25 protein-coding genes are annotated in these 20,928 nt (G+C 43.0%); 4 read left to right on the forward strand and 21 right to left on the reverse strand.

Translation table 11 applies throughout. The features are described from left to right. Positions 1 to 42 precede the first annotated feature (42 nt). The 11 genes from chrA to EHO59_RS00470 form a co-directional block, all read right to left on the reverse strand. Positions 43 to 1,215 (reverse strand): chromate efflux transporter, encoded by a 1,173-nt coding sequence (gene chrA, locus EHO59_RS00420; protein WP_135583685.1) that lies wholly within the window; start codon positions 1,213 to 1,215, stop codon positions 43 to 45. Positions 1,216 to 1,249: 34 nt separating this feature from the next. Beyond that, a complete protein-coding gene (locus EHO59_RS00425; protein WP_135583687.1) occupies positions 1,250 to 1,654 on the reverse strand; it encodes a DoxX family protein in 405 nt (134 codons plus the stop codon). 84 nt (positions 1,655 to 1,738) lie between these two features. Next, the gene (locus tag EHO59_RS00430) at positions 1,739 to 2,572 is read right to left on the reverse strand and encodes an AraC family transcriptional regulator (protein WP_135583689.1); all 834 of its coding nucleotides are present in this window, start codon (positions 2,570 to 2,572) and stop codon (positions 1,739 to 1,741) included. A gap of 106 nt (positions 2,573 to 2,678) precedes the next feature. Further along, positions 2,679 to 3,083 carry a type II toxin-antitoxin system tRNA(fMet)-specific endonuclease VapC gene (gene vapC / locus EHO59_RS00435; RefSeq protein WP_135583691.1) on the reverse strand — a complete coding sequence of 135 codons (405 nt, stop codon included), beginning with the start codon at positions 3,081 to 3,083 and terminating at the stop codon, positions 2,679 to 2,681. Beyond that, a complete protein-coding gene (gene vapB, locus EHO59_RS00440; protein WP_135583693.1) occupies positions 3,080 to 3,316 on the reverse strand; it encodes a type II toxin-antitoxin system antitoxin VapB in 237 nt (78 codons plus the stop codon). The genes vapC and vapB overlap by 4 nt, the downstream gene beginning before the upstream one ends. 33 nt (positions 3,317 to 3,349) lie before the next feature. After that, the gene (gene sufU / locus EHO59_RS00445) at positions 3,350 to 3,781 is read right to left on the reverse strand and encodes a Fe-S cluster assembly sulfur transfer protein SufU (RefSeq protein WP_135583695.1); all 432 of its coding nucleotides are present in this window, start codon (positions 3,779 to 3,781) and stop codon (positions 3,350 to 3,352) included. Continuing rightward, complete coding sequence (locus EHO59_RS00450; RefSeq protein WP_135583697.1) at positions 3,765 to 5,006, reverse strand: cysteine desulfurase; 1,242 nt, start codon at positions 5,004 to 5,006, stop codon at positions 3,765 to 3,767. Before EHO59_RS00450 ends, sufU begins: the two co-directional genes overlap by 17 nt. 27 nt (positions 5,007 to 5,033) lie before the next feature. Continuing rightward, entirely contained in the window at positions 5,034 to 5,348 is a 315-nt protein-coding gene (locus tag EHO59_RS00455; RefSeq protein ID WP_135583699.1) for a Rieske (2Fe-2S) protein, read from the reverse strand. Next, positions 5,348 to 6,532 (reverse strand): Fe-S cluster assembly protein SufD, encoded by a 1,185-nt coding sequence (sufD, locus tag EHO59_RS00460; protein WP_135583700.1) that lies wholly within the window; start codon positions 6,530 to 6,532, stop codon positions 5,348 to 5,350. Before sufD ends, EHO59_RS00455 begins: the two co-directional genes overlap by 1 nt. Positions 6,533 to 6,538: 6 nt before the next feature. Then, positions 6,539 to 7,300 carry a Fe-S cluster assembly ATPase SufC gene (gene sufC / locus EHO59_RS00465; protein WP_135583702.1) on the reverse strand — a complete coding sequence of 254 codons (762 nt, stop codon included), beginning with the start codon at positions 7,298 to 7,300 and terminating at the stop codon, positions 6,539 to 6,541. 77 nt (positions 7,301 to 7,377) lie between these two features. Continuing rightward, the gene (locus tag EHO59_RS00470; RefSeq protein WP_135583704.1) at positions 7,378 to 8,622 is read right to left on the reverse strand and encodes an EAL domain-containing protein; all 1,245 of its coding nucleotides are present in this window, start codon (positions 8,620 to 8,622) and stop codon (positions 7,378 to 7,380) included. Positions 8,623 to 8,849: 227 nt separating this feature from the next. Between EHO59_RS00470 and EHO59_RS00475 the strand changes: the two genes are divergently transcribed. Then, entirely contained in the window at positions 8,850 to 9,809 is a 960-nt protein-coding gene (locus EHO59_RS00475; protein WP_135583706.1) for a DUF2804 domain-containing protein, read from the forward strand. 186 nt (positions 9,810 to 9,995) lie between these two features. Here EHO59_RS00475 and purQ read toward each other — a convergent pair whose 3' ends face one another. The 7 genes from purQ to EHO59_RS00510 are packed head-to-tail and all read right to left on the reverse strand — an operon-like array spanning position 9,996 to position 14,969. Beyond that, positions 9,996 to 10,655 carry a phosphoribosylformylglycinamidine synthase subunit PurQ gene (gene purQ, locus EHO59_RS00480; protein WP_135583708.1) on the reverse strand — a complete coding sequence of 220 codons (660 nt, stop codon included), beginning with the start codon at positions 10,653 to 10,655 and terminating at the stop codon, positions 9,996 to 9,998. Beyond that, positions 10,652 to 10,900, reverse strand: coding sequence for a phosphoribosylformylglycinamidine synthase subunit PurS (gene purS, locus EHO59_RS00485; RefSeq protein WP_135583710.1), 249 nt, complete (start codon positions 10,898 to 10,900; stop codon positions 10,652 to 10,654). Before purS ends, purQ begins: the two co-directional genes overlap by 4 nt. After that, positions 10,876 to 11,745 (reverse strand): phosphoribosylaminoimidazolesuccinocarboxamide synthase, encoded by an 870-nt coding sequence (locus EHO59_RS00490; RefSeq protein ID WP_135583712.1) that lies wholly within the window; start codon positions 11,743 to 11,745, stop codon positions 10,876 to 10,878. Before EHO59_RS00490 ends, purS begins: the two co-directional genes overlap by 25 nt. Next, on the reverse strand, positions 11,742 to 12,890 hold the full coding sequence (locus EHO59_RS00495) for a PP2C family protein-serine/threonine phosphatase (protein WP_135583714.1): 1,149 nt from the start codon (positions 12,888 to 12,890) through the stop codon (positions 11,742 to 11,744). The genes EHO59_RS00490 and EHO59_RS00495 overlap by 4 nt, the downstream gene beginning before the upstream one ends. Positions 12,891 to 12,949: 59 nt before the next feature. After that, positions 12,950 to 13,633: a cytochrome c biogenesis protein CcsA gene (gene ccsA, locus EHO59_RS00500; RefSeq protein WP_135583716.1), complete on the reverse strand. Its 684-nt coding sequence runs from the start codon at positions 13,631 to 13,633 to the stop codon at positions 12,950 to 12,952. Between the two features lie 47 nt (positions 13,634 to 13,680). Then, positions 13,681 to 14,349, reverse strand: coding sequence for a heme exporter protein CcmB (locus EHO59_RS00505; protein ID WP_135583718.1), 669 nt, complete (start codon positions 14,347 to 14,349; stop codon positions 13,681 to 13,683). Then, on the reverse strand, positions 14,346 to 14,969 hold the full coding sequence (locus EHO59_RS00510) for an ABC transporter ATP-binding protein (RefSeq protein ID WP_135586360.1): 624 nt from the start codon (positions 14,967 to 14,969) through the stop codon (positions 14,346 to 14,348). The genes EHO59_RS00505 and EHO59_RS00510 overlap by 4 nt, the downstream gene beginning before the upstream one ends. Here EHO59_RS00510 and EHO59_RS00515 point away from each other — a divergent pair. Both EHO59_RS00515 and EHO59_RS00520 read left to right on the forward strand, forming a co-directional pair. Beyond that, complete coding sequence (locus EHO59_RS00515) at positions 14,969 to 16,006, forward strand: tetratricopeptide repeat protein (protein WP_135583720.1); 1,038 nt, start codon at positions 14,969 to 14,971, stop codon at positions 16,004 to 16,006. The two genes, EHO59_RS00510 and EHO59_RS00515, sit on opposite strands and share 1 nt — an antisense overlap. 75 nt (positions 16,007 to 16,081) lie before the next feature. Then, complete coding sequence (locus EHO59_RS00520; RefSeq protein ID WP_135583722.1) at positions 16,082 to 16,705, forward strand: hypothetical protein; 624 nt, start codon at positions 16,082 to 16,084, stop codon at positions 16,703 to 16,705. Between the two features lie 100 nt (positions 16,706 to 16,805). Here EHO59_RS00520 and EHO59_RS00525 read toward each other — a convergent pair whose 3' ends face one another. From EHO59_RS00525 to EHO59_RS00535, 3 genes are all read right to left on the reverse strand, one after another. Then, complete coding sequence (locus EHO59_RS00525) at positions 16,806 to 17,843, reverse strand: putative Ig domain-containing protein (RefSeq protein ID WP_135583724.1); 1,038 nt, start codon at positions 17,841 to 17,843, stop codon at positions 16,806 to 16,808. Positions 17,844 to 18,065: 222 nt separating this feature from the next. Then, on the reverse strand, positions 18,066 to 19,238 hold the full coding sequence (locus EHO59_RS00530; protein WP_135583726.1) for an alpha/beta hydrolase: 1,173 nt from the start codon (positions 19,236 to 19,238) through the stop codon (positions 18,066 to 18,068). 79 nt (positions 19,239 to 19,317) lie between these two features. Continuing rightward, complete coding sequence (locus EHO59_RS00535; protein ID WP_135583728.1) at positions 19,318 to 19,980, reverse strand: ATP-binding cassette domain-containing protein; 663 nt, start codon at positions 19,978 to 19,980, stop codon at positions 19,318 to 19,320. A 51-nt stretch (positions 19,981 to 20,031) separates the two neighbouring features. On the opposite strand from EHO59_RS00535, the gene EHO59_RS00540 reads away from it, so the two are divergent. Then, complete coding sequence (locus EHO59_RS00540) at positions 20,032 to 20,928, forward strand: hydroxymethylglutaryl-CoA lyase (RefSeq protein WP_135583730.1); 897 nt, start codon at positions 20,032 to 20,034, stop codon at positions 20,926 to 20,928.

Below are 20,928 nucleotides of genomic sequence, written 5' to 3' on the forward strand. Positions count from 1 at the left end.
TTAGTGTAAAGAATTTTATAGAGAAGAAACTGAGCTCAGGCCTTAACCTAAGAAAGAAGAGAAGAGTCCGGCCAAAACAATGACCCAGCTCGGCAATTGGAAGAAGAAGGCAAAAACGAATAATACCATGACTATGACCGAATCCAGTCCGGAGCGAATCGTCGAAACAAGAACTGGATCGTATAAAGCAGCCAATAGAATTCCGAGGACTGCCGGTTGGATCGTAGTCAATGCAGCTTCTACCTTTGGATATTTTCGCAATTTTTGCCAAAAAGGAAATATCCCGAACACCAGAAGAAAGGAAGGAAGAAATACAGAGATCGTTGCAAGGATTGCTCCTGTCACACCTTGGATCATTGCACCTAAAAAAGTAGCAAAGGTGAACATCGGCCCAGGAACTGCTTGGGCTGCTCCATAGCCGATAAGAAATATTTCCGAAGAAAGCAATCCCTTCTGCACCGTTTCTCCTTCGAGTAAGGGAAGCACAACATGACCTCCTCCAAAAACCAAGGCACCGGATCTATAGAATCCATCTACGATGTCCAAGAGGGGATCCTTATATAAGAAATCTATAAATGGAAGCGTGAATAATAAGAAAAAGAAGATAAGTAAGCAATAGAAAGCATTTTTAGGAGATGCAAATTCCAAGAAGGAAGATGTCTGAAAATCCCGAGGATCATCCGAAACAATTTTACTCGAAAATAAAAATCCTATACTAGCGGAGACAAAGATGATCAAGATTTGAGAATATGCGTTTCGAAAAAGAACGGAAGCGAGAAATGCAGAAAGGCAAAGAGTGATACCTCTTAGATCCTTTGCGTAGCTTCCCCACATGGAACAAACCGCCTGGGATATCACCGCGCATGCGACCAGTTTTAGTCCATGCACCCATCTCAGGTCGGGAATTATATTTGATTTTACTAATATTGCAAAAATGAATAATAGAAGAGCAGAGGGAAGAGTAAATCCGGTCCAGGCAAGGATCCCTCCTTTCCAACCCGATCGGATCGTTCCTATGCTAATCCCCATTTGACTGCTAGCAGGTCCTGGGAGTATCTGACAAACAGCAAGAAGTTCGTTAAACTGTTCTTCTTTGATCCAAAGTTTCTTTTTAACGAACTCGGTGTGAAAGTAAGCGATATGCGCTATCGGCCCGCCGAAAGAGATCAATCCTAACTTCAAGAATGTGAGAAATACTTCCCAACTTTCGTGCATGAAAAGATCGATCTCTTAATCGTTAACTATCCCTCTACTTTTGCCAAGGAAAGATGGCGCGTAACTTAGGATTTCTAAGATACAGACCGGCCCAAAGAATAATCCCCATATACACAGGAAAAAGGATATGGCTGCCCCAAGGATTCAAGACCCGAACATGAGTAGCGACTGCTCCACCCAAATATCCAGTCAATAAAATCCCTCCTACGATAGCGGTTCTCGGAAACGCATATAGAAGAGTGGAAACGATTAATGTAGTCCCAATCCCTGGCATCGTGGACATAGGATATCCGAGTTTCTCGGAATCAGCTAATGCTTCCTTTGGCATTTTATCCAAAAAGAATTTCATGACACCGTCTAAGAGTAGAAAGGCGACAATTAGGCCGCTTAGAATTCGACCCGTCCATAATTGTCCCTTCGAAATGTTTTCAGATTCCATAAAAGAATTCCTCCAATACAAACCAACGGGTCGCCATTTTGCAGATTTCTTAGATCGTTTCAAGCAATTTTAATATACTTCTACTTAGCCCTCGACCGGGATCCAAATCTCTATTCCCCCTAACCCGGTTTGCGGATTGAATTCTTTTCCGTATCTTTCCAAGTTTGGCGCTTCTGCCGGCTTAACTTTCGCAGTAGGAAGCCAATTCTTTTCGATAGCAGCAAAGGTTGCTCTTATCCCTGCTACATGGCCTTTATGAGTAAAGACCGCGTATTTCTGAGAAGATAGCTTTAACGATTTAAGTTCTTTCGGAATATTCGAAGAATTGGATACTTCTACACAAGTCATATAATCGAAAAATCCTTCCGCATCGAAGTTATAGCAAACTCCGTAAGCCGTTGGGCCCGTCTGGCCTTGGATATTTCCCAAGTAAGAAGAGAATTTTTGCCATTGGTTCGGAATTCCTCCGGGAGCTTGGCAATCATAGTGTTCTGTGATTCCCACCATCAATCTAGGCGGGATAGTTTCGAATCTTGGCGGATCTAATTCCGGTAGTGGTTCTGCGTTCATAGTGATAGCCTCAACTAAAGAAATATTGTTCAAATCCCCCGAAGACCTAAATTGCTCCGGAGTGATCTCGAATTGCTCGCGAAAGGCTCTAGTAAACGCTTCGTGGGAACCGTAACCTACTTCGAGAGCAAGATCCAAAATGTTAGGACCACTCCGAGTAAGTCGTTTCGCCGCTTCACTTAACCTTCGACCGCGAACATATCTCATTAAAGGAACGCCCATTGTATAGGCAAAGGTCCTGGTTAAATGAAAGGGAGAGACTCCCGAAACCTTAGCGATATCCTCTAGATTGATATCATCTCTGGAATGACTTTCTATAAACCAAAGAGCCTTTTGCACAAAATCCATTCAGATTCCTTAATGTGGATTCGATTCTATCTTCTTCCGTTTCGGCTTGCTTGATAGTTCTTGCGATCTTATAAAAATTTGAGGATTTTCAATCTTTTTCCGGGAATTATTTTACCCAGTTCTCAGTTTTCAGTTCTTTAATCCTCTTGAATTCTTTCTCGTTATTGGTAACGAGTATGCAATCGTTTGCAATCGCCTGAGAGGCTATTAATAGATCGAATGGGCCTATCGGTTTTCCCTGCTTCTCCAATTGAAATCGGATCCTGGCAGATATTTGAGCTTCTCTACTTCCGTAAGGAAGAAGATTGAGATAACTTAGGAACTCGCTGAGGACTTTTGTATTCTGTTCTTTCTTGTGGCTCTTCTGAATTCCGTAATGAAGTTCAAACTCGGTAACTGAGGAGATATAAATATTCTCCAAAGTGATTTTTTTGAATTTCTCCTGAACAACTGGAGGCCTTTGATTGATGATATAAATGCAGATATTCGTATCTAATAGATACTTACTCATAGAGAGTCGCGTTTATCGTATTGGGTAGGCTGCTCTCTTTCTATCTTCAGATCGCTTGAAAATTCATTCAAGGTTTCCCACAGACGATCTACTACGTCATCGATCGGGGTTAAGATTATGTTTTTACCTTCTCTACGAATATAGACTTCTTTACCTTTGAATCTAAACTGCTTAGGCAAGCGGATTGCTTGGCTATCCCCATTCTTAAAGATCTTAGCTCTGTTCGAAATCATATACATATATATACAACTATATATATTCTTCGGTCAATGATTTTTCTTTAAGATCCTTTCCAGAGTATTCCAGGCAAGAGTGGCGCATTTGATGCGGGCCGGGATCTTCTTCACTGCTTCCAAGGATTCTAGATCTTCGTATTCTTCCGCAAAATTTGGTTCTTTATCTTCCAAAAGCATTTCTTTGAATTCGTGCAGAAGAGATCTTGCTTCGTCCAAAGTTTTTCCATAAAGACTGTCGGTGAGCATTGACGCGGAAGCTTGAGAGATAGAGCAGCCTTTTCCCCAAAAGCTGATCTTAGAGATAGTATTCCCTTCTAATTCTAAGAAGAGTTCCACCTCATCTCCGCATAAAGGATTCACTCCTTCTTCATGGAGATGGGCATGTTCTAGCCTTCCGTGGTGTCTAGGATTTTGATAATGATCTAAAAGAACTTCTTGGTAAAGACTATCGCTTAAGGACACGACCGAAAATCTCCTTCACTTTCTTTAGACCTACCAAAAGGGCATCTACGTCCTCTTTGGTATTATAAAGATAGAAGGAAGCTCTGCAGGTGCCTGCGATCCCCTTGAATTCCATGAAAGGCTGAGCACAATGGTGCCCGACTCGAATTGCAATCCCTTCCTCATCCAGAATGGAACCTACATCGTGAGGATGCACTCCAGGGAAATTGAAGGAGATCACTCCTCCTCTTTTGCTCAGGTCCGAGGTTCCGTACAATTCCAATCCGCCGAAATCTTCCAATCGATCCAGGGCATATTGCAATAGTTCCAATTCATGGTTTCTGATCTCTTGCATTCCTACGGATTCCAAGTATTCCAACGCAGCACCGAAGCCTATCACGCCTGAAATATTCGGAGTGCCAGCTTCCAATCTGGCAGGAAGATCCGCGTAAGTGGATTTCTCCTTCCAAACCTTGGAGATCATATCGCCGCCGCCCATCCAAGGAGGCATTGTGTCCAAGATCTCTTCCTTAGCGTATAAGATCCCGACGCCTGTAGGACCAAGCATCTTATGAGCGGAGAATGCATAGAAATCGAAATCTTGCTTTTGCACATTGGTAGGTAGATGGCAAATCCCTTGGGCACCATCCACAAGCACCTTAGCGCCTACCTGTCTTGCTCTTCGGATAATTGCATCTAGATCATGAATCGTCCCGGTCACATTGGACATCTGAGCGACTGCGACTAATTTAACTCTCTCAGTGATGATCTCATCTATATTACTTAAATCTAAAGTAGAATCCTGGTTTAGTGGAATAAACTTCAGGACAGCTTGTTTTTCCTGAGCAAGCATTTGCCAAGGAACCAAATTGGAATGATGCTCCAATTCGGTGAGAACGATCTCGTCACCCTCATGGATATTCGTGCGGCCCCAAGACTGAGCAACCAGATTGATGGACTCCGTAGTATTTCTAGTAAAGATAACCACCTTAGCGCAAGCGGCTCCAATAAATCTAGAAGTCTTGATCCGAGTCATTTCATATTTCTCGGTTGCCTTTTGGGAAAGAGAGTAAACTCCGCGATGAATGTTTGCATTCTCCGCTTCGTAATAATGGCGGATGGTATCGATTACAGATTTGGGCTTTTGAGAACTAGCAGCGCTGTCCAGAAACACTAAGGGCTTGCCGTTCATCTCCGTAGAGAGAATCGGAAAATCATTGCGGATCTTTTCCAGGTTCCAACTCAAGGTTTCCTTCTCCTTAGTGTGCTCATGTCAATCCTCTAACTCTACTTCGACATCGTCACCCACGATTCTTGTCTTATAGACTGGCAAATCCTCCACCGCGGGCATACATAAGACCTTTCCGGTGCGAATATTGAACTTAGCTGAGTGTCTAGGACAAACGATTACGTCCCCTTCCAAATCACCTTCGGCTATTTCTTCTCCGTCATGGGTGCAGAGATCCGCAAATGCACAGATCTCATTTCCTAGTTTTGTCAGACCGACCTTATGATAACGAGTTTCGGCTACGAACACCTTGCCTTCTTGCAGGTCGGAAAGCTTCGCGAGCTTTTGGAATTCGCCCATTATTCCCCCAACATTCTGGATTCTATCATAGAACCCAATTCTTCTCGAATGCTTTCGGAAGGAAATTCTCGAACTACTTCTGCTAGGAAACCTTCTACAATCATTTTTCTGGCTTCGGACTCGTCGATGCCTCGAGATGCAAGGTAGAATAATTGCTCTTCGTCGATCTCTCCTACAGTGGCCCCATGCTCGCATTTCACGCTATCGGCAAATACTTCCAACTTAGGAATGGACTCTGCTCTCGCGGTTCTATCCAGAAGAAGATTATTATTGATCTGAATTGCTCCCACATCCTTGCAATGAGAAGGAATATGAAGATTGCCCGTAAAGACATGGTGGGCCTTTTCTCGGACCACAGTGCGATATAGAATAGAACTTTGGGCATGACTTTCTGAATGAAGAATGCGAACTTCAGTGTCCTGAAACTCTCTCGCCTTAAGAGGGGAAAGGCCCGCATAACGCGTCCAACATCCTTTTCCTGCGATTACGGAGTCATAGAAGGATTTGCCTTTGTATCCACCCCAGGAAGCGATGCTTGCATGGAATTTAGAGTCCTTCTCTTGAACCGAATGAGCCGCTCTAAAATGAAAGGTAGAATCTCCCAAATTCTCAATCGTAGAATACTGAAAATCGCCGTTGGCAGGAGTCAGGAGTATCGTAACCCCGCTCATCAAAATCAAATCCTTTTGAGAAGGAGAAATCCATCTTTCCAAAAGAGAAACTTTCTCATTCGAAGGAGCTTCCACAATCAATAAGGGAAGTATAATATTCCCTTCTTCGCAACTGATTCGGATCTCCGGCAAGTCTTCGGAAGAATTTAATTTAATATAATATGCGTGAGTAAAACGAGCAAAAACGAAACTCGGGAACCATTCCTTAGAATAAAAGGAAAGACTTGGCTCCGCTTTTTTCAAGACCTCGGAGAGTTTTTCGGGAGAAAGCTCTTCCAGCTTGCTTATTTTCGCGCCGGAAGAAGCGAAAAAGCTTACCGAAGAATCGGAACAAACTCTAGTATATTCAGAAATTTTAAAATTAGAAAGGCTGATCTTTCTCCAAGATTCAAGAGAAGAATTCGGAAAAGGAATCTCGGAAAGGTTCTTTTCTGCCTTACTGCGAAACTCTTTTAGAGAAGAAGGTTCCTTCTTCTCCTTAATGAAATCAGAAATGGATTCCGCCAAAAGCATTCCCTTTTAGTTTGCTCCCGATAGAATCCAGTCGTATCCTTTTTCTTCCAATTCGAGAGCGAGTTCTCTCCCGCCTGTCTTTAAGATCTTTCCTTGAGCGAATACGTGTACGAAATCAGGAGTCACGTAATTCAACATGCGCTGGTAATGTGTGATGAGTAAAATGGATCGATCCGCAGATTTATTCTTAGTGATCCCTTCGCTAATGATCCGAAGAGCGTCGATATCCAGACCGGAATCGGTCTCGTCTAGAACGGAAAGTTTCGGCTTCAGCAAAGTCATCTGAAGGATCTCGTTTCTCTTCTTTTCCCCACCGGAGAAACCGTCGTTTACATATCTTCCGATCCAAGTATCAGGAACATCCAGAAGAGCAGTTGCTTCTTTCAATTCCTTACGGAATTCTTTTACAGGAAGTTCCTTGCCTCGAACGGATTTTAAAATGGTTCGTAGGAAATTCCCGATCGTGACTCCGGGAATGCTGGTAGGATATTGGAAGCAAAGAAAGATACCCGATCTTGCTCTTTCATCAGTGGGCTTTTCTAATAGAGATTCCCCTCGAAAAAGAATCTCCCCGGAAAGCACTTTGTATTTAGGGTGCCCCATGATGACATTTGATAAGGTACTTTTTCCGGACCCGTTCGGACCCATGATGGCATGGACTTCCCCTTCTCCGATTATCAAGTCGACCCCTTTCAGGATTTCTTGGATCTCACCGGATTCGGTTTCAATTCCCGCGCGAAGATTCGAGATTTTTAGTAGTTCCGCCACGTCAGGACTCCTGCCTAGGACTATGTTTTTAATCCTAGGTCGGAGATCAATAGGAAAGATGTTCTAAGTCGGGAGGTTCAGTAAGATTCCCAATCTAGACGAAGGATCAAAACGTGATTCTCGCCAAGATTCAGAGTGAATAAGACATATTGACGCTTGGTTTCTATATCGTGGAAGGCTTCCGTAAATCCTGAATTCCTGCTGGAATGATAGGTCTCGGCCTTATGGCGAATAAAGAAAGGTTTCCAAGCGTAATTATTTCCGATCTCGGTCAAAAGCCTAGTCCAAGGCAGATCGTAAGAATCCCGTTTAAAAGTAGGAGTTACCTGGTATCCGTGCATATCACAGATCAGAATAGAAGTGGTTTCGAGAGGAAGGCGATCCAAGATCGAGTTCAAGGACTCGGTCATCGCATTCTCAGAAGAGACATCTACCTGCTTGAATAAGTCCACGAACTGATCCAAGAAGGATTGTTCCCTTCTCAAATTTTCCAGAATCTCCAAGAAACGAAGGCCGGAGAATTTTTCGAGAGAGGTCTTGAGAGTCTTATTGAATCTCTTCTTGTCCTGGAAATCCAGAGCAGGACGGGAGAAATAATAGCCTTGTAGAAGATTTGCTCCCATCGAAAGAGCGAGATACAATTCCTCTTCGTTTTCTACTCCTTCAAAAAGAAGCTGAGAACCTAACCGCTGGGACATTTCGGAGATTGCAGAAAGAACATTTTTGAAAGAGCGTCGGTTCAAGCTCTCTCTCATGATCTTGATATCCACTTTCATGATGTCCGGATGGATGTATCCGATCCTTTCCAGATTGGAGAAACCTACTCCCAGATCATCCACTGCAATCTTAATTCCGCGTTCTCGGAAGAGGCTTACGATATAGAGAAGTTTTTCGATATTTCCTTCGAATTTATCTTCTGTGATCTCCAGAACTAGATCGTTCGGATTAATATCGTATTTTTCGATTAGGTGAAGGATATGAAGCCGTTTTACATCCAATACTTCTCCCGTGTATACCATGGAGAGGAAGTTTGGCATCATGTTGAGGAAGATCTTGGTCTTGAGTCCCGTTTCCTTTACATGTTTGATCGCTTTTTCGCGAATAATCCTGTCGATATGGACGAGTCGGATCGTATCCGTGTCCGGATTGTGAAAATGATAGCCTAAAGAACGGTAATCATTGGATTCAGGGGAAAATACTCTGCCCAAAACCTCGTAGCCTACAATATTACGATTGCCTACGTCTAAAATGGGTTGGTAATGCGGGGTGTAATAGCCTTCCCCCAGTGATAGAATTTGGTGTGACTCGTATTCGGCGAGCATGCAGAATTCCAACACAACTAGAATTCGTAAGAACAGAACATACAAGCACATTTCCCGGAATGAGCGTAAAGAAACGGGTCGAAAGGAAGGAAAAATTCCCTCTTTTTTTCTATTCTTTTTGGTAAGTCTGGCAAATAATCTAGAATATAAGAGTCAAATAAGGACCTTTGCGAACACTTCGAAATTGAAAATATGATTTCGACTAACGGGAATTAGTTGTAAAACTCATGAGAGAATCTCTGGGATCCATCCTACATCCTTCCACATTGGAACCGCTCTTCGGAAGCTATTTCGGACCGGTCCAAGTGGACAATTCCAAGGAATACAATTCGAGTCTCTTCTCCAAATTCCGCGCGGTGGACTCTGTGCTCGTGGACATTTTATCCGAGAAGGTGTTTTTAGAGCTTAGAATTTTTAGGACCCAGTTTAGAGCAGGAGCAAGCCTTCTTCTCTGGGAAAGGGAAACTGGAAATTTGCAAGACTTGCAGATCCATGAGAGAGGAAATTCTTCCTTCTTGAAACAAGGCAGCTTTAAGGACGGATATTGGAGCTTTACTAAATCCGACAAACGATTCAATTTTCGTTTAGATGAGTCCATTCGTCAGGGTTATACGCATTCTGCGATCTGGGACAAGGATCTAAACTTTCAATTGGATGCGTTAGTCAACACGGGAGACAAGACCAAGAACCAATGGTTTACTAAAATTCATCCTTCCGGCAAAGATTGGTTGTTCCTTCAACATTCTCCCATCCTGAATGCGGAAGGGCAATTGGCCTGGAACGATCTTTCTTTCGCGTTAGAAGAAGATATCCTAGCCTACACTGTGAATAAGGGCTTCGGTGCGGAAGGATTCCCCTTAGAGAATCGAATCTATTTGCAATTCGCAAATAAGAAGAAGCTCCATCTCTATCCGGAAGAAAAAACAATTCTCTGGCAAAATGGAGAAGCGCAATCCTTAGAGTCTCTTTCGATTATAAAAAAAGGCAAATCCAGAATACTGAGTGATCCGAATTCAAAGCTCGAGCTCAACTTAGAACCTGAACTGGAAGCAAGTTTCTCCCGCCCTAAAACCTTTGGAACGGATCGTTTTATAAAAACATTATATACTGTTTCCGGTTGGGTAAAACTAAAAGATAAGAAACAGAAAGTAAAAAGCGGATTTGCGATCTTAGAAGAGCCCAGTTAGATCAAGTTTGATTTGAAGTTGAGGATATCCTAAGAGTTCCCACAAAATTTTCGGATTTTTTTCGTAGTTGCAAAATTCAGGTTTTTATGATATAGGAATGGCGAGCTTCTCCCACTGGGGACCCACCTCCACCACCCGATGAGGGCGGGGGCCAAGCTACTTCCGCGGAACGGAACTTCCGTTCTTTTAAGCGCCGATCACCAGATCCAGAACTGTTTTTCCGTCCATTTCTCCAGTGATCGGATTCATGGCTCTTTCCGGGTGAGGCATCATTCCTGCTACTTTAAAGTCGGGAGAACAAATCCCCGCAATATTATCCAAGCTGCCGTTCGGATTCTCGTCTGCGTACAAGAATAGGATCCTTCCCTCATCTTTGAGTTGCTTGCGAATATCTTCGGATGCGAAGTAACAACCATCTCCGTGAGCGACCGGAACTCTAAGCACTTGGTCATTTGCAAGTTTACCGGAGATCTTATTGGAATCCGAAGCCTTCTTCAAACCAACTGTCTTACAAACATACTTTAGATTTCTATTACGTATTAAGGCGCCAGGAAGATATCCTGCTTCTGCAAGGATCTGAAATCCATTGCAAATCCCGAAGAGCTTTCCTCCGCGGTCCGTATGCTCTTTTACGGATTTCATGACAGGAGAAAAAGGAGCCATTGCTCCAGAACGGAGATAGTCTCCGTAAGAGAATCCACCAGGCAATATGACTAAATCATATTTCTCAGAAAATTGATCCTTATGCCAAACTCGATCCACTTTTGCGGAATAGAAATCAGAAAGGACTCTTGCGATATCGCTATCGCAATTGGAACCTGGAAAAGTAACTACTGCCGCTCTCATCCGGGAATGATCTCCGAACGATAGGTTTCGATCACATGATTGACTAATAATTTCTCACAGAGGCTTGTAACCGTTTTCTGAGCGGTCTCTATATCGGGAGAATCCAATTTGACCTCGATATACTTGCCTACTCTCACATCTTGAACAGAGTTCTCACCCAATTCACGAAGAGTGGATTTAACCGTACTTCCTTGAGGATCGAGTACAGATTCTTTTAGAGTTACGTTAATTCTCGCGATAAACATTTTAATAGCCGATCCTGTATTTCTTTATACGCCTCTTGTAGTTCGACAATCAAGCTCTCGGGAAGATCAGGAGGAGGAGGAAGTTTATTCCATCCAGACTTCTCCAAATAATTCCTAAGAATCTGTTTGTCCATACTAGGAGGGGTTGTCCCAACCGTATAAGTTTCTTCCGCCCAATAGCGGGAAGAATCCGGGGTCAAAATCTCATCGATTAAGATAACCTTTCCGTCAGAGATACCAAATTCGAATTTGGTATCGCAGAGCAAAATTCCGGCCCCTGCTACCAGTTCAGCCGCACGTGTATAGAGGGAAATCGATTTTTCCTTTAGAATAGAGAAGAGTTCTGCACCGATCTCGTTTTTCATTCTTTCTTCGGAAACGTTCTCGTCGTGGCCAGTATCGTTCTTGATCGCTGGAGTAAAAGCCGGCTCAGGAAGTTTATCGGATTCTCGTAAGCCTGGAGGAAGTTTCTTAAACGCAAGAGTTCCGTCCTGCTTGTATTCCTTCCAACCGGAACCGGAAAGATACCCTCTTACCACGCATTCGAAATCCACTCTCTGGCATTTCTTGACAAGCACGGAACGATCTTGCAGATCAGGATGATCTTTAAAGGGAGAAGGGAATTTGGAAACATCAGTCTCCAGTATGTGATTCGGAATATCCTTGAAATAGGAAAACCATTCGGCAGAGATCCTATTCAGTACCTTTCCTTTTCCGGGAACAGGCTGGCGAAAGACCACATCAAAGGCAGAAACCCTATCCGTGGAAGAAAGGATGAGTGCATCCCCTAGATCATAAACGTCTCTGACTTTACCAATATAAGAAGGATCTGGAAGTTTGCTCATCCTTGGATAACCATGAGAGCTATATCATCGTCGTGAGTCATGTTTCCGGAATGGGCGAGGATCTTTTCCAAAGAGAAATTCAAAATGTCGGCCTTAGATTCTACTGCCTCTTTTAAGATCTTCTTCAGACTTTCTTCGCCGAGAATATTATAGTTCTCGTCCGTTATTTCACTGGCTCCATCGGTGTAAAGCAATAGGGAAGATCCAGCAGGCAAAATCACACTTCTGAATTCATCTTCGGTTCCAAGCTCTATCGGAATGATCAAAGGACCCATGCCGGGAAGTTCTTCTACTTCTCCGTCCTTATAAAGTAGCGGAGGAGGATGGCCTCCATTTGCGTACTCGAATTTTCTATCCTTATCTAGAATTCCATAGAAGAATGTAATCGAAAAATCTTCTGGTAGTATCTTCTCCAATTGATGACGAAGAGTTTTAACTTTCTCGGCAAGAGTATTACTTCTTCCTAAATTACTTACCTGCATCTTTACCATTGCAGAAAGAAGAGCGGCAGAAGGACCGTGTCCGGAACAATCCGCAATGAATACATGCAATTTATCTTCTTCGATCCAAGCGTCGATAAAGTCGCCTCCGATCTGCATAAGAGGATGGAACACGGAAGCGATACTGAATCCGTTCCATTGCAATTGCTTTTCAGGCACGAGTTCCTGCTGGACTCTTCTTGCCATGACTAGTTCTTTTTCGTACTTCTTCTTTTGCTGTAAAAGTTCATCCTGAAGATTCTTGATACGGATAAAGGCTCTAATCTTAGCGACGAGTTCCTTTGGCTGAAAAGGCTTATGGAGAAAATCGTCCCCGCCGTGAGTGATCGCCTCGTCGAATCCCAACTCTCTATTGTAAGCAGTAATGAAAAGAATAGGAAGAAGATTGAATCTATCTATCTCTCTCAGCTCTTTACAAAAAGAGAAACCGTCCTGGCCGGGCATGCTCACGTCCAAAAGCAGAATATCCACTGGATTCGTCGCGAGGATCGTGCGCGCCTCTTCCGTATTCATCGCAGTCAGAACTTGGAAGCCCAAAGGTTTGAGAGTATGGACCAAAAGCTTCAGATTGATATCCGAATCGTCCACTGCAAGGATCGAATAGTCGGAATAATTCAGACGTGCCTCTGTCTTTTCTCTATCCACTGCTTATTACCACTCTTAGTCCGGATTTGTATATTAGATCTTTTTAAATTAAGATACGTTTAGTCTTGTAGCTCTTCTTTGATCGCCTGCATCTTATCCAGTCTGTAAACCAATCTATACAGTACTAAAAAGAGCAAATGATAGGCGAGAATTCCCGCCCAAAAAGAAATTCTCATGTCAGGGTCCATTCCCTTCTTTCCCAAAACGGAAGAAGGATGATTGCCCGGATTATCCACCCAACGGATCGCTCCCCAGGTTAGGATCGCATTTACGGTACAGAACAAACTCAAAAATGCGGAGAAGATATACTTCTTATTATGATCAACTATCAAGAAACGAAGAAGGAAATAAGCAACCAGGCTCAATACTAATACGAAGAAAGAATTCAAACGAGCATCCGTGCTGTCCCAAGGAGTTCCCCAGGCGAGATACGCCCAAATAGGTCCCGAAAACAAAACACCAATCGCAAATAGGAGAGAGATCTTATTTGCAGAAAGAGAAAGAGTGTCCCAGATCCTTGACTTAGTAACCAGATAAATTACCGCACAAACCGCAGAGATTCCGGGACCATAGAGCGCAACCCAGGCGACCGGAACATGAAAATAGAAAATCCGATGAGATATCCCCTGCTCCAAAATCACATTCGGATAATACAAACCGAGCAAGACTGCAAAGGGAAAAAATAAAAAAAATGCGATAGCCAGGATCCAATCCCAAACCGGATGTGCGAGGCGAATGTTCATTATGCTTGGAAGTGTGTCCGTATCCTATCTTCCGATCAAGAAGAATCCTAATCGTCGGAAGTCATTTCTACCAGAAGTGCACCCATGGATCCGTAAAAAAGAGAGAATGCAAGCAGCAAACAAAAGGATCCGACTAAGGCAGAAAAAGGTTGCGTGGCAAATTTTCTCTCCGCTTCCATTCCGTACAAGAAAACCGGTATGGAAAGAGGTACAAGTAATAACGGAAGAAGGATCTCCTTCAAGCGAGAAGACAAACTAATATGAGAAAGGCAGACTCCCAAGAAGGAAAGGCAAAGCAATCCAGGCAAAAAGAAAACCAATTGTCTTCCAACCTCCGCCCATTCTGCAGGAAAAGCGGAGAAGAAAAGAGCGAATAATCCTAATAGATACACGCTAGTCCAGGATAGCGCGATAAAAACAAGGATGGATTTGGATAAGAATAAGATCCAAGGAGAAATGAATAGGCGGCTCGCAGTACCTCCCCCTGCTTCTCTTTCTTCCCAAGTGAATTGTCCGACTAACACAAAGGATGCTACAAATAGAATGGACCATTTCAAACCGATGAGAGCAATCCCGTCCATGGCTCCGTTTCTTTCCAATGCATAATGAAATAAGAACACCATTGCGGAAACTAACACGAGCAAGGAAAGGATTCCATTGCTTGCTCTTCCCAAGAGTCGGAATTCTTTTCGGACCAGAGCTAAGATTGCTTTCATTTGGAAGGATCTCCCAATTCCAAGATCCTACTCGGAGCGGATAATTTCAAATTTGGATCGTGAGTGACAAGGATTAAGGCAGAAGTTTGCAGCACCGATTCTAAAACGAGTTTTGCCTTGATCTCTCCTTCCGTATCCAATGCGGTGAATGGCTCATCCAAAAGATAAAGACCCACATTAGGCAACAGAGCACGGACCAAGGCGGCCTTTTGTTTCATTCCCCGCGAAAAAGAAGAAACAGGATCCTTTCTTCTTTGCCAAAGTCGAAAATCCCTAAGCCAAGATTCTATCTGATCTTCAGGACGACAATCCCCGGCAATTCCCCTAAAATATTCTAGATTTTCTTCCAAACTAAGAGTGGTATACAATCCAAGTTCATGACCCAGATAGGAAAACCTAGGCGTTCCCGAAGCAGGAAAGCGGATCTCCTTCTTAAATTTATCATGTTGCAAAATGGATTTTAAAAGAGTAGTCTTGCCTGAGCCGTTCATTCCCCTTACGAAAAGCACTTCTCCTCTAAAAACGGAAAAGGATACATTCTTTAAAACGGACTTTCTTCCGATACTATAAGATAGACCGGAACATTCCAATACGGGAATTGATGTTTGAGTCGAGACCAATGAGGACAATCTCCCTTCTAAAACGGTATTTACAAGGCTTAAATTTCCGGCTTTGCATTTCCTTGCTTTGCCTCTTCTCTCATTCCCTCCATGCTCAATTCAAGATCGGAGGCATAGAATATGCCGGAATTCTCTGGGGAGAGAATGAATTCTTAGATCCTGAGTTTTATCAAGACGGAAGCCTGGCACGCTCAGAACAAGATTTCATTGTGGCAGCGGGCAGACATTGGAAAGGTCCTCCTCCTGCATCGAAAGCAAGTTTCGAATACGAAGGAAAGCAGATCACAAATTGCGGAAATTTTAATAATGAAGCGGTGGCATTATTGCAAACCGCAGATCCTAAAAAAAGAGCAACTGCAATTTCTATGTTAGAGGCAGGAGTCAGATTCGATCCTTCCTTCTTTGCATTCCGTTATAATTTAGGAAGAGCTCATCATATAGAGAAGAATTATCAAAAGGCAGTGCTTCAATTCGAATATGCTGCGGCGGAAGTTCCTCAATATTACAGAACTTACATACACCTCGGAGTCTTATGCGAGCTTTTGAACGAGCAGATCCAAGCAGTAATCTATTATAAAAAGGCAGTGGAGAGGAATCAATTTCAAACGGAAGCGCTGGTCCTTCTTGCAGAACATTATATCAAAACGGATCTAAAGAACAGAGCGAATATCTATATTAAAAAAGCCTTGTCCATTGATCAGAATAGTCCAGACGCAAAACTAGGACTGGCAAGATTAGAGATCATGGGCGGTCGGGATTATTTCGCTTACAAGATCCTAAGGAACACGGATCTCTATGATGACCAAGGGAAGAAGAGAGCGTACAATAAAAAATTTCATTTCTTCTTTGCGGAGACAGCTAGTAAGATTGGCGATTATGTCACGGCTGCCAAAGAATATGAAGAACTGCTAAAATACCCGAACGACCCTTTCTTCTCCGAATTCTCCTTAAAAATTATAGAGAGAAGAAGGGACCTTGCCAAAAGATTCGCAGAGATCAAAGCCGCAGACGAAGAAGCGGAGAAAGAACAGCAATAGCCGGGCACCTTCGGGAACTCGAAAAAGACTTGGCAAGACGGTGGAAACCGTCCATCCTTGAGGGCGGAGGATCCAATGAAAAACCAAACCAGGCTTTTCGCGTTGGCGGCCCTCTTCTTCTTCGTTCCTTTGCTGGCCCAAGAGAAACAAAAGGTCAATCAAGCGGACGTGTTTCAGGATGAGACAAGCGAGTACACCAAGTCCCTGAAAAAGATCATCGTTGGGTTGGAAACTACCATCAACGAGAGATTGAAAGACTTGGAGCGCAAACACGATATTCTCGTGGTCTTGATGCCGAAGTATGAGAAACGCCAAACCATTGTCACGGAAGACATTCCTTTCCAAGTTCAGGACGGTTATGAGAGTAACTTATTTAAGTACATAACCTTCCAATTCAACAGCGGAAAGGTTTCCGATATTACCCTAGCATCCGAAAGCAAAAGGATCTACTATGAGGTGATGTTCGAGAACAAGAAAATCGTCTTTAAACCGGCCGACTTAAAATCAAGCGAAGTGACTCACGAAGTCTTCGAGAAGACGGAAGTGACCCGCTTGAGTGAGATGTCTCTCGAAAACCAGATCAAAGCTTTAAGATTATTAGAAGCGAGCCTTCGTTCGTCCATCTATCGGATAGACGTTCTCTTAGCTTTGTATAAGGACAAAAAAGACCGTAAGAACTTGTATCATATCGAGTTCTGATCCGAAAGGTTCCGTATCTTTTTTGAGACCCCGTTGCGACAAATCGCTTCGGGGTTTTTTATTAGGTTAAGTATGAAATCGTCTTCCGGCCCCTTCTATTTCAATAATACATGCAAGGAGACGAACTTGCACAATAACTTGGACTTGAATAACACATAGAAGATGCGTTACAAGAATACGGAGTAGCTCCATAGCAACCACCGCTTGGACCAACATACTGGCATAAGTAGTTTGAATCGAGGACAGAAAATTTAAGAGCTGTCGACTTACTACCGTATGTATTCGTCCCAGTAACAGTATAAGTAGTAGAAGGACTCACAGCAGTTGGAGTACCACTAATAGTTCCATTTGAAGTATTAAAGGATAAACCAGAGGGAAGCGAAGGCGAAATAGAAAAAGTTGTAGTCGTTGCTGATTGCACCGAAGGCGAATTCACTACGAAAGAATTGATCGGCATCGTAGTGTAAAATTGCGCATTCGTATAGTTATATCCGAAAAGCATACTAACAACTTCTATCGTATTAATATTCGCTCTTGCCGTCCCGGCTGTGTTTTCTCCGTATATATTCAGTGACATCGGCGAAGTTACAGCAGTTGGGGTTCCCGAAATCACGCCGGTAGTAGCATTGAAACTGATACCGGATGGGAGCGGATCACTTATACTCCAATTGGAAATATTAGAATTCGCTAAAACACTATTATTCGGCAAATAGTAAGGTGTTAGCGAAACGGCAATCCCAGCTGGAAAACTACAAGCATCGCAATAATAGTTAATATATTGAGGTGGCGGGAGTAAGAACTCCAAACTTATTTCCGTGCTTAAAATCATAGTTGGATCGCTATTGTTCGTTGCAACGACAGTATATACTGTATTCGGAGAAACAACGGAAGCGGCTCCCATGATCCTTCCTTCAAAACCATCCGGTGTTACGTGAGTAAAGGTAAGGCCCGATGGCAAACTAGGGGAAATTGCGAAAGTATAATTACTCGGATTATGAAGTGACGTGTCCGTATTATAGATGCTCGTACTAATCCCGGGGGTTAATGTAATCGAGTTAATCCCACCAAAAAAAAGAAAGGTGCTCGGATCATCGTCTGTACTTGCATCTTGGCTTGAAGAGGAAGCAGTATAATGCAAGGAAGGAGAACCACTTGGATGTGAAAACGATACAATGCCTTTAAAGTGCTTGCTGCCGTGCTGCTCACAATGTACGAATAAAAAACAAAATAGTACGATAAATAATAAATTTCTGACTTGTGTCACGAATAACTTTCTCCAAAATCCAAACTTTTGCCATTAAAGGCACTTATTCGGCATCTTTTAAAGAGAGCTTAAATAGACAACTCAAATCAAAGAAAACTAACGCTTTTCCGCAAATTCCAAAATCTTCTGCTGTACCTTCGGATCATTTAGGAGTGCGGAATGCTCCGCTTCGGATACAAAAAGTTCGTATGGAATCCCCTCCGGAGGAAGAGAACTTTCTGCAGTGACTCTACCGTCTCCTGGAACTCTTTTTCCTTTCTCGAAATACCAAATCCAATCCTCTGCTTTCTTTTCGCCAGGCAATGTTCTAAGAGTGGGTCGATTTGTAGCATGAACGACTAGAACAGAAGGAAGCTTTCCCTTCTTCTTAGGTTCGAGGGAATTACGAAAAGAAAGTGCCTTGTCCAGATTGGATTGATAGGATTCCAAACTAGGCTCCGAAGCACAACCGGATGCTTTATTATAAATTCCTAATTGAAGTCGTTTCCAATCTTTCGCTTGAAAGAATTCTACTTGGATCGGCTCTCCACTAAGAGTTGTCAGAACTTCCTTTGTATCAAAACTTTGATTTCTAGGAAAGAAGGTAAGAACGGACACAAACGTGGAGACGACACAGGCTCCCGCTATCTTTCCGTTCAATCCAGTAGATACTCCGGGAATCAGATCCTCCATGAAACCGATGCCTGAATGAAAAGGAGTTCCTACAAACACCGCCTTTCCGATCAGGTCCGGTCTGCGATTCAGAACGGAAAGCGTGAGATTTCCTCCGTTGCTATGACCGACTACGATAGGCGCGATATTTCCGTTCTCCGACTTTACCTTCTCTAAAAAAGATTCCAAATGTTTAGAGGTCTCACCGTTATCCCTTCTCCAATCATACGGAAAAACATAGGGCTTTAGATTAGAAGAACGAAGTGCTTCCAGCCAGGGAGAATATACTTGAACGTCGATAACTTTTGGGATCAGGGTCACGGATCCGAGAACTCCTCCTTCCTGGATCGCATCTCCTTCTTTATAACTCAGGTCCGGATGAGAAAGACCAAGAGCTTGGCGAGGAGTTAACCAAATCTTATTCCAAGAGTCCCCTTCTTTTTTTACTAATTCCGAACCTTTGTATCCTGGAACAAATACGATAGATTGAACCGGATTTGACTGGGCTTTCGCATCCTTTAAAAGACCGGGACCAAAAGGTCCATTTGCATCGCAGGAAGCGAAGAATGATACGATTGAAATAATAAAGAGAACAAATTGGATCTTTTGCTTGGACATAGGTCTTAGACTTGGAATTTCGTTTGAGTTGAGAATTTTATGATTGTTAGAGAGTAGAAATTCTCTCTTTCATTTTGATTCAAACCGGAGCAAGTATCTCGAAAGTCCTCGAACAAAACCTCTTAGCGGACTTAACATTATGAGTCACCCAAAGAATAGTGGTCCCTTCTTTTCGATTCAGATCCGCAAGAGCAGTAAGCACCTGCTCATTGATCAATGGATCCAAGGCAGATGTAGCCTCGTCCAAAAGCAATATCTTAGGTTCACAAAGTAAGGATCGCATCAAGGAATATCTCTGCAATTCTCCTCCGGAAAAAGAAGAAGGAAGACGATTCCTATCTTTTCCTTCCAAGCCCAGTATAGGATTCCATTTTTCTAATAGAGTTTCGAACCTTTCTTCTTCTTTGAATAAGCGCAGCGGTTCTCTTAAGCTTTTTTCAATTGTCCAAGTGGGATTGAAGCCCAAGACAGGGTCCTGAAAAACTGGCTGGATCCATCTGGCTGGAATCTCCTTCTTCTCCTTTCCAAAGAAACGTACTCTGCCTGTTTTTTTCCAAGAAGAAGGAAACGGAAGGTCTAATATGTAACGTAAGAGCGTAGACTTTCCTGAACCGGATCGACCTAAAATTCCTAAGAATTCCCCTGAGTTTACTTCGAGATTGATTTGGGATAAATAGGTTCTTTCGGAAGAGAAGAGAGAAACATCTTCTAAGACTAAAATAGGTTCTTCTTTCCGGATCATCGATACCGGTTTAGTGCTTGCTTAGAATTCTGACAACCAATCCCTTAAATCATGGCTTTGAAAATCACGGAAGTTGGCCCAAGAGACGGGCTCCAAAATGAAAAATCGGAAGTTCCCACTCGAGACAAATTCGAGTTCATACAAAAACTCATCCGAGCAGGTTTGATCCATATAGAAGCCACTTCTTTCGTGAGAAAAGAAAACATTCCCCAGTTAGGAGACGCAAAGGAGCTCTCTTCTCTTTTGGATCTGAATGGCAAGACTCAATTCAGCGCGCTCACTCCGAATTTAAAAGGATACCAAGCCGCACTCGAAGCCGGTTATAAGGAAGTCGCTGTATTTACTGCAGCCTCCGAAAGTTTCGTAAAAAAGAATATCAACCGCACGATCCAAGAATCTATAGATGGCTTCAAAGAGATATTTCAAGAGGCAAAGAAAGATGGCCTAAAAGTGAGAGGGTACGTCTCCACAGTGATCGATTGTCCTTACGAAGGAAAAATAGATCCCAAAAAAGTATTAGAAGTTTCTAAAATACTTTTGGACCAGGGCGCTTATGAGATCTCACTCGGTGAAACGATAGGCACCGCGGTTCCATCCGAAGTCGAAACTCTTTTGAATGTTTTACTCAAAGAGATCCCTGCTGATAAACTTGCTGGGCATTTCCATGATACATACGGAATGGCTATCTCTAACGTGCAGAAATCTTACGAGATGGGAATCCGCTCCTTCGATTCTTCTTCTGGAGGATTGGGAGGATGCCCGTATGCGAAAGGAGCCTCCGGAAATTTAGCTACCGAAGATCTGGTGTATTATTTTCATAAATCCGGAATCGAAACAGGAATAGATCTTTCTAAACTTTTGGAAGCTTCTTCCTTTATGGAAAGTATTCTCCAAAGAAAATTAGCGTCTCGTTCTTATATTGCTCTGAGGGCCAAAGCTGCCTCTTAA

The sequence above is a fragment of the Leptospira semungkisensis genome, assembly GCF_004770055.1.
Classification (GTDB): Bacteria; Spirochaetota; Leptospiria; order Leptospirales; family Leptospiraceae; genus Leptospira_B; species Leptospira_B semungkisensis.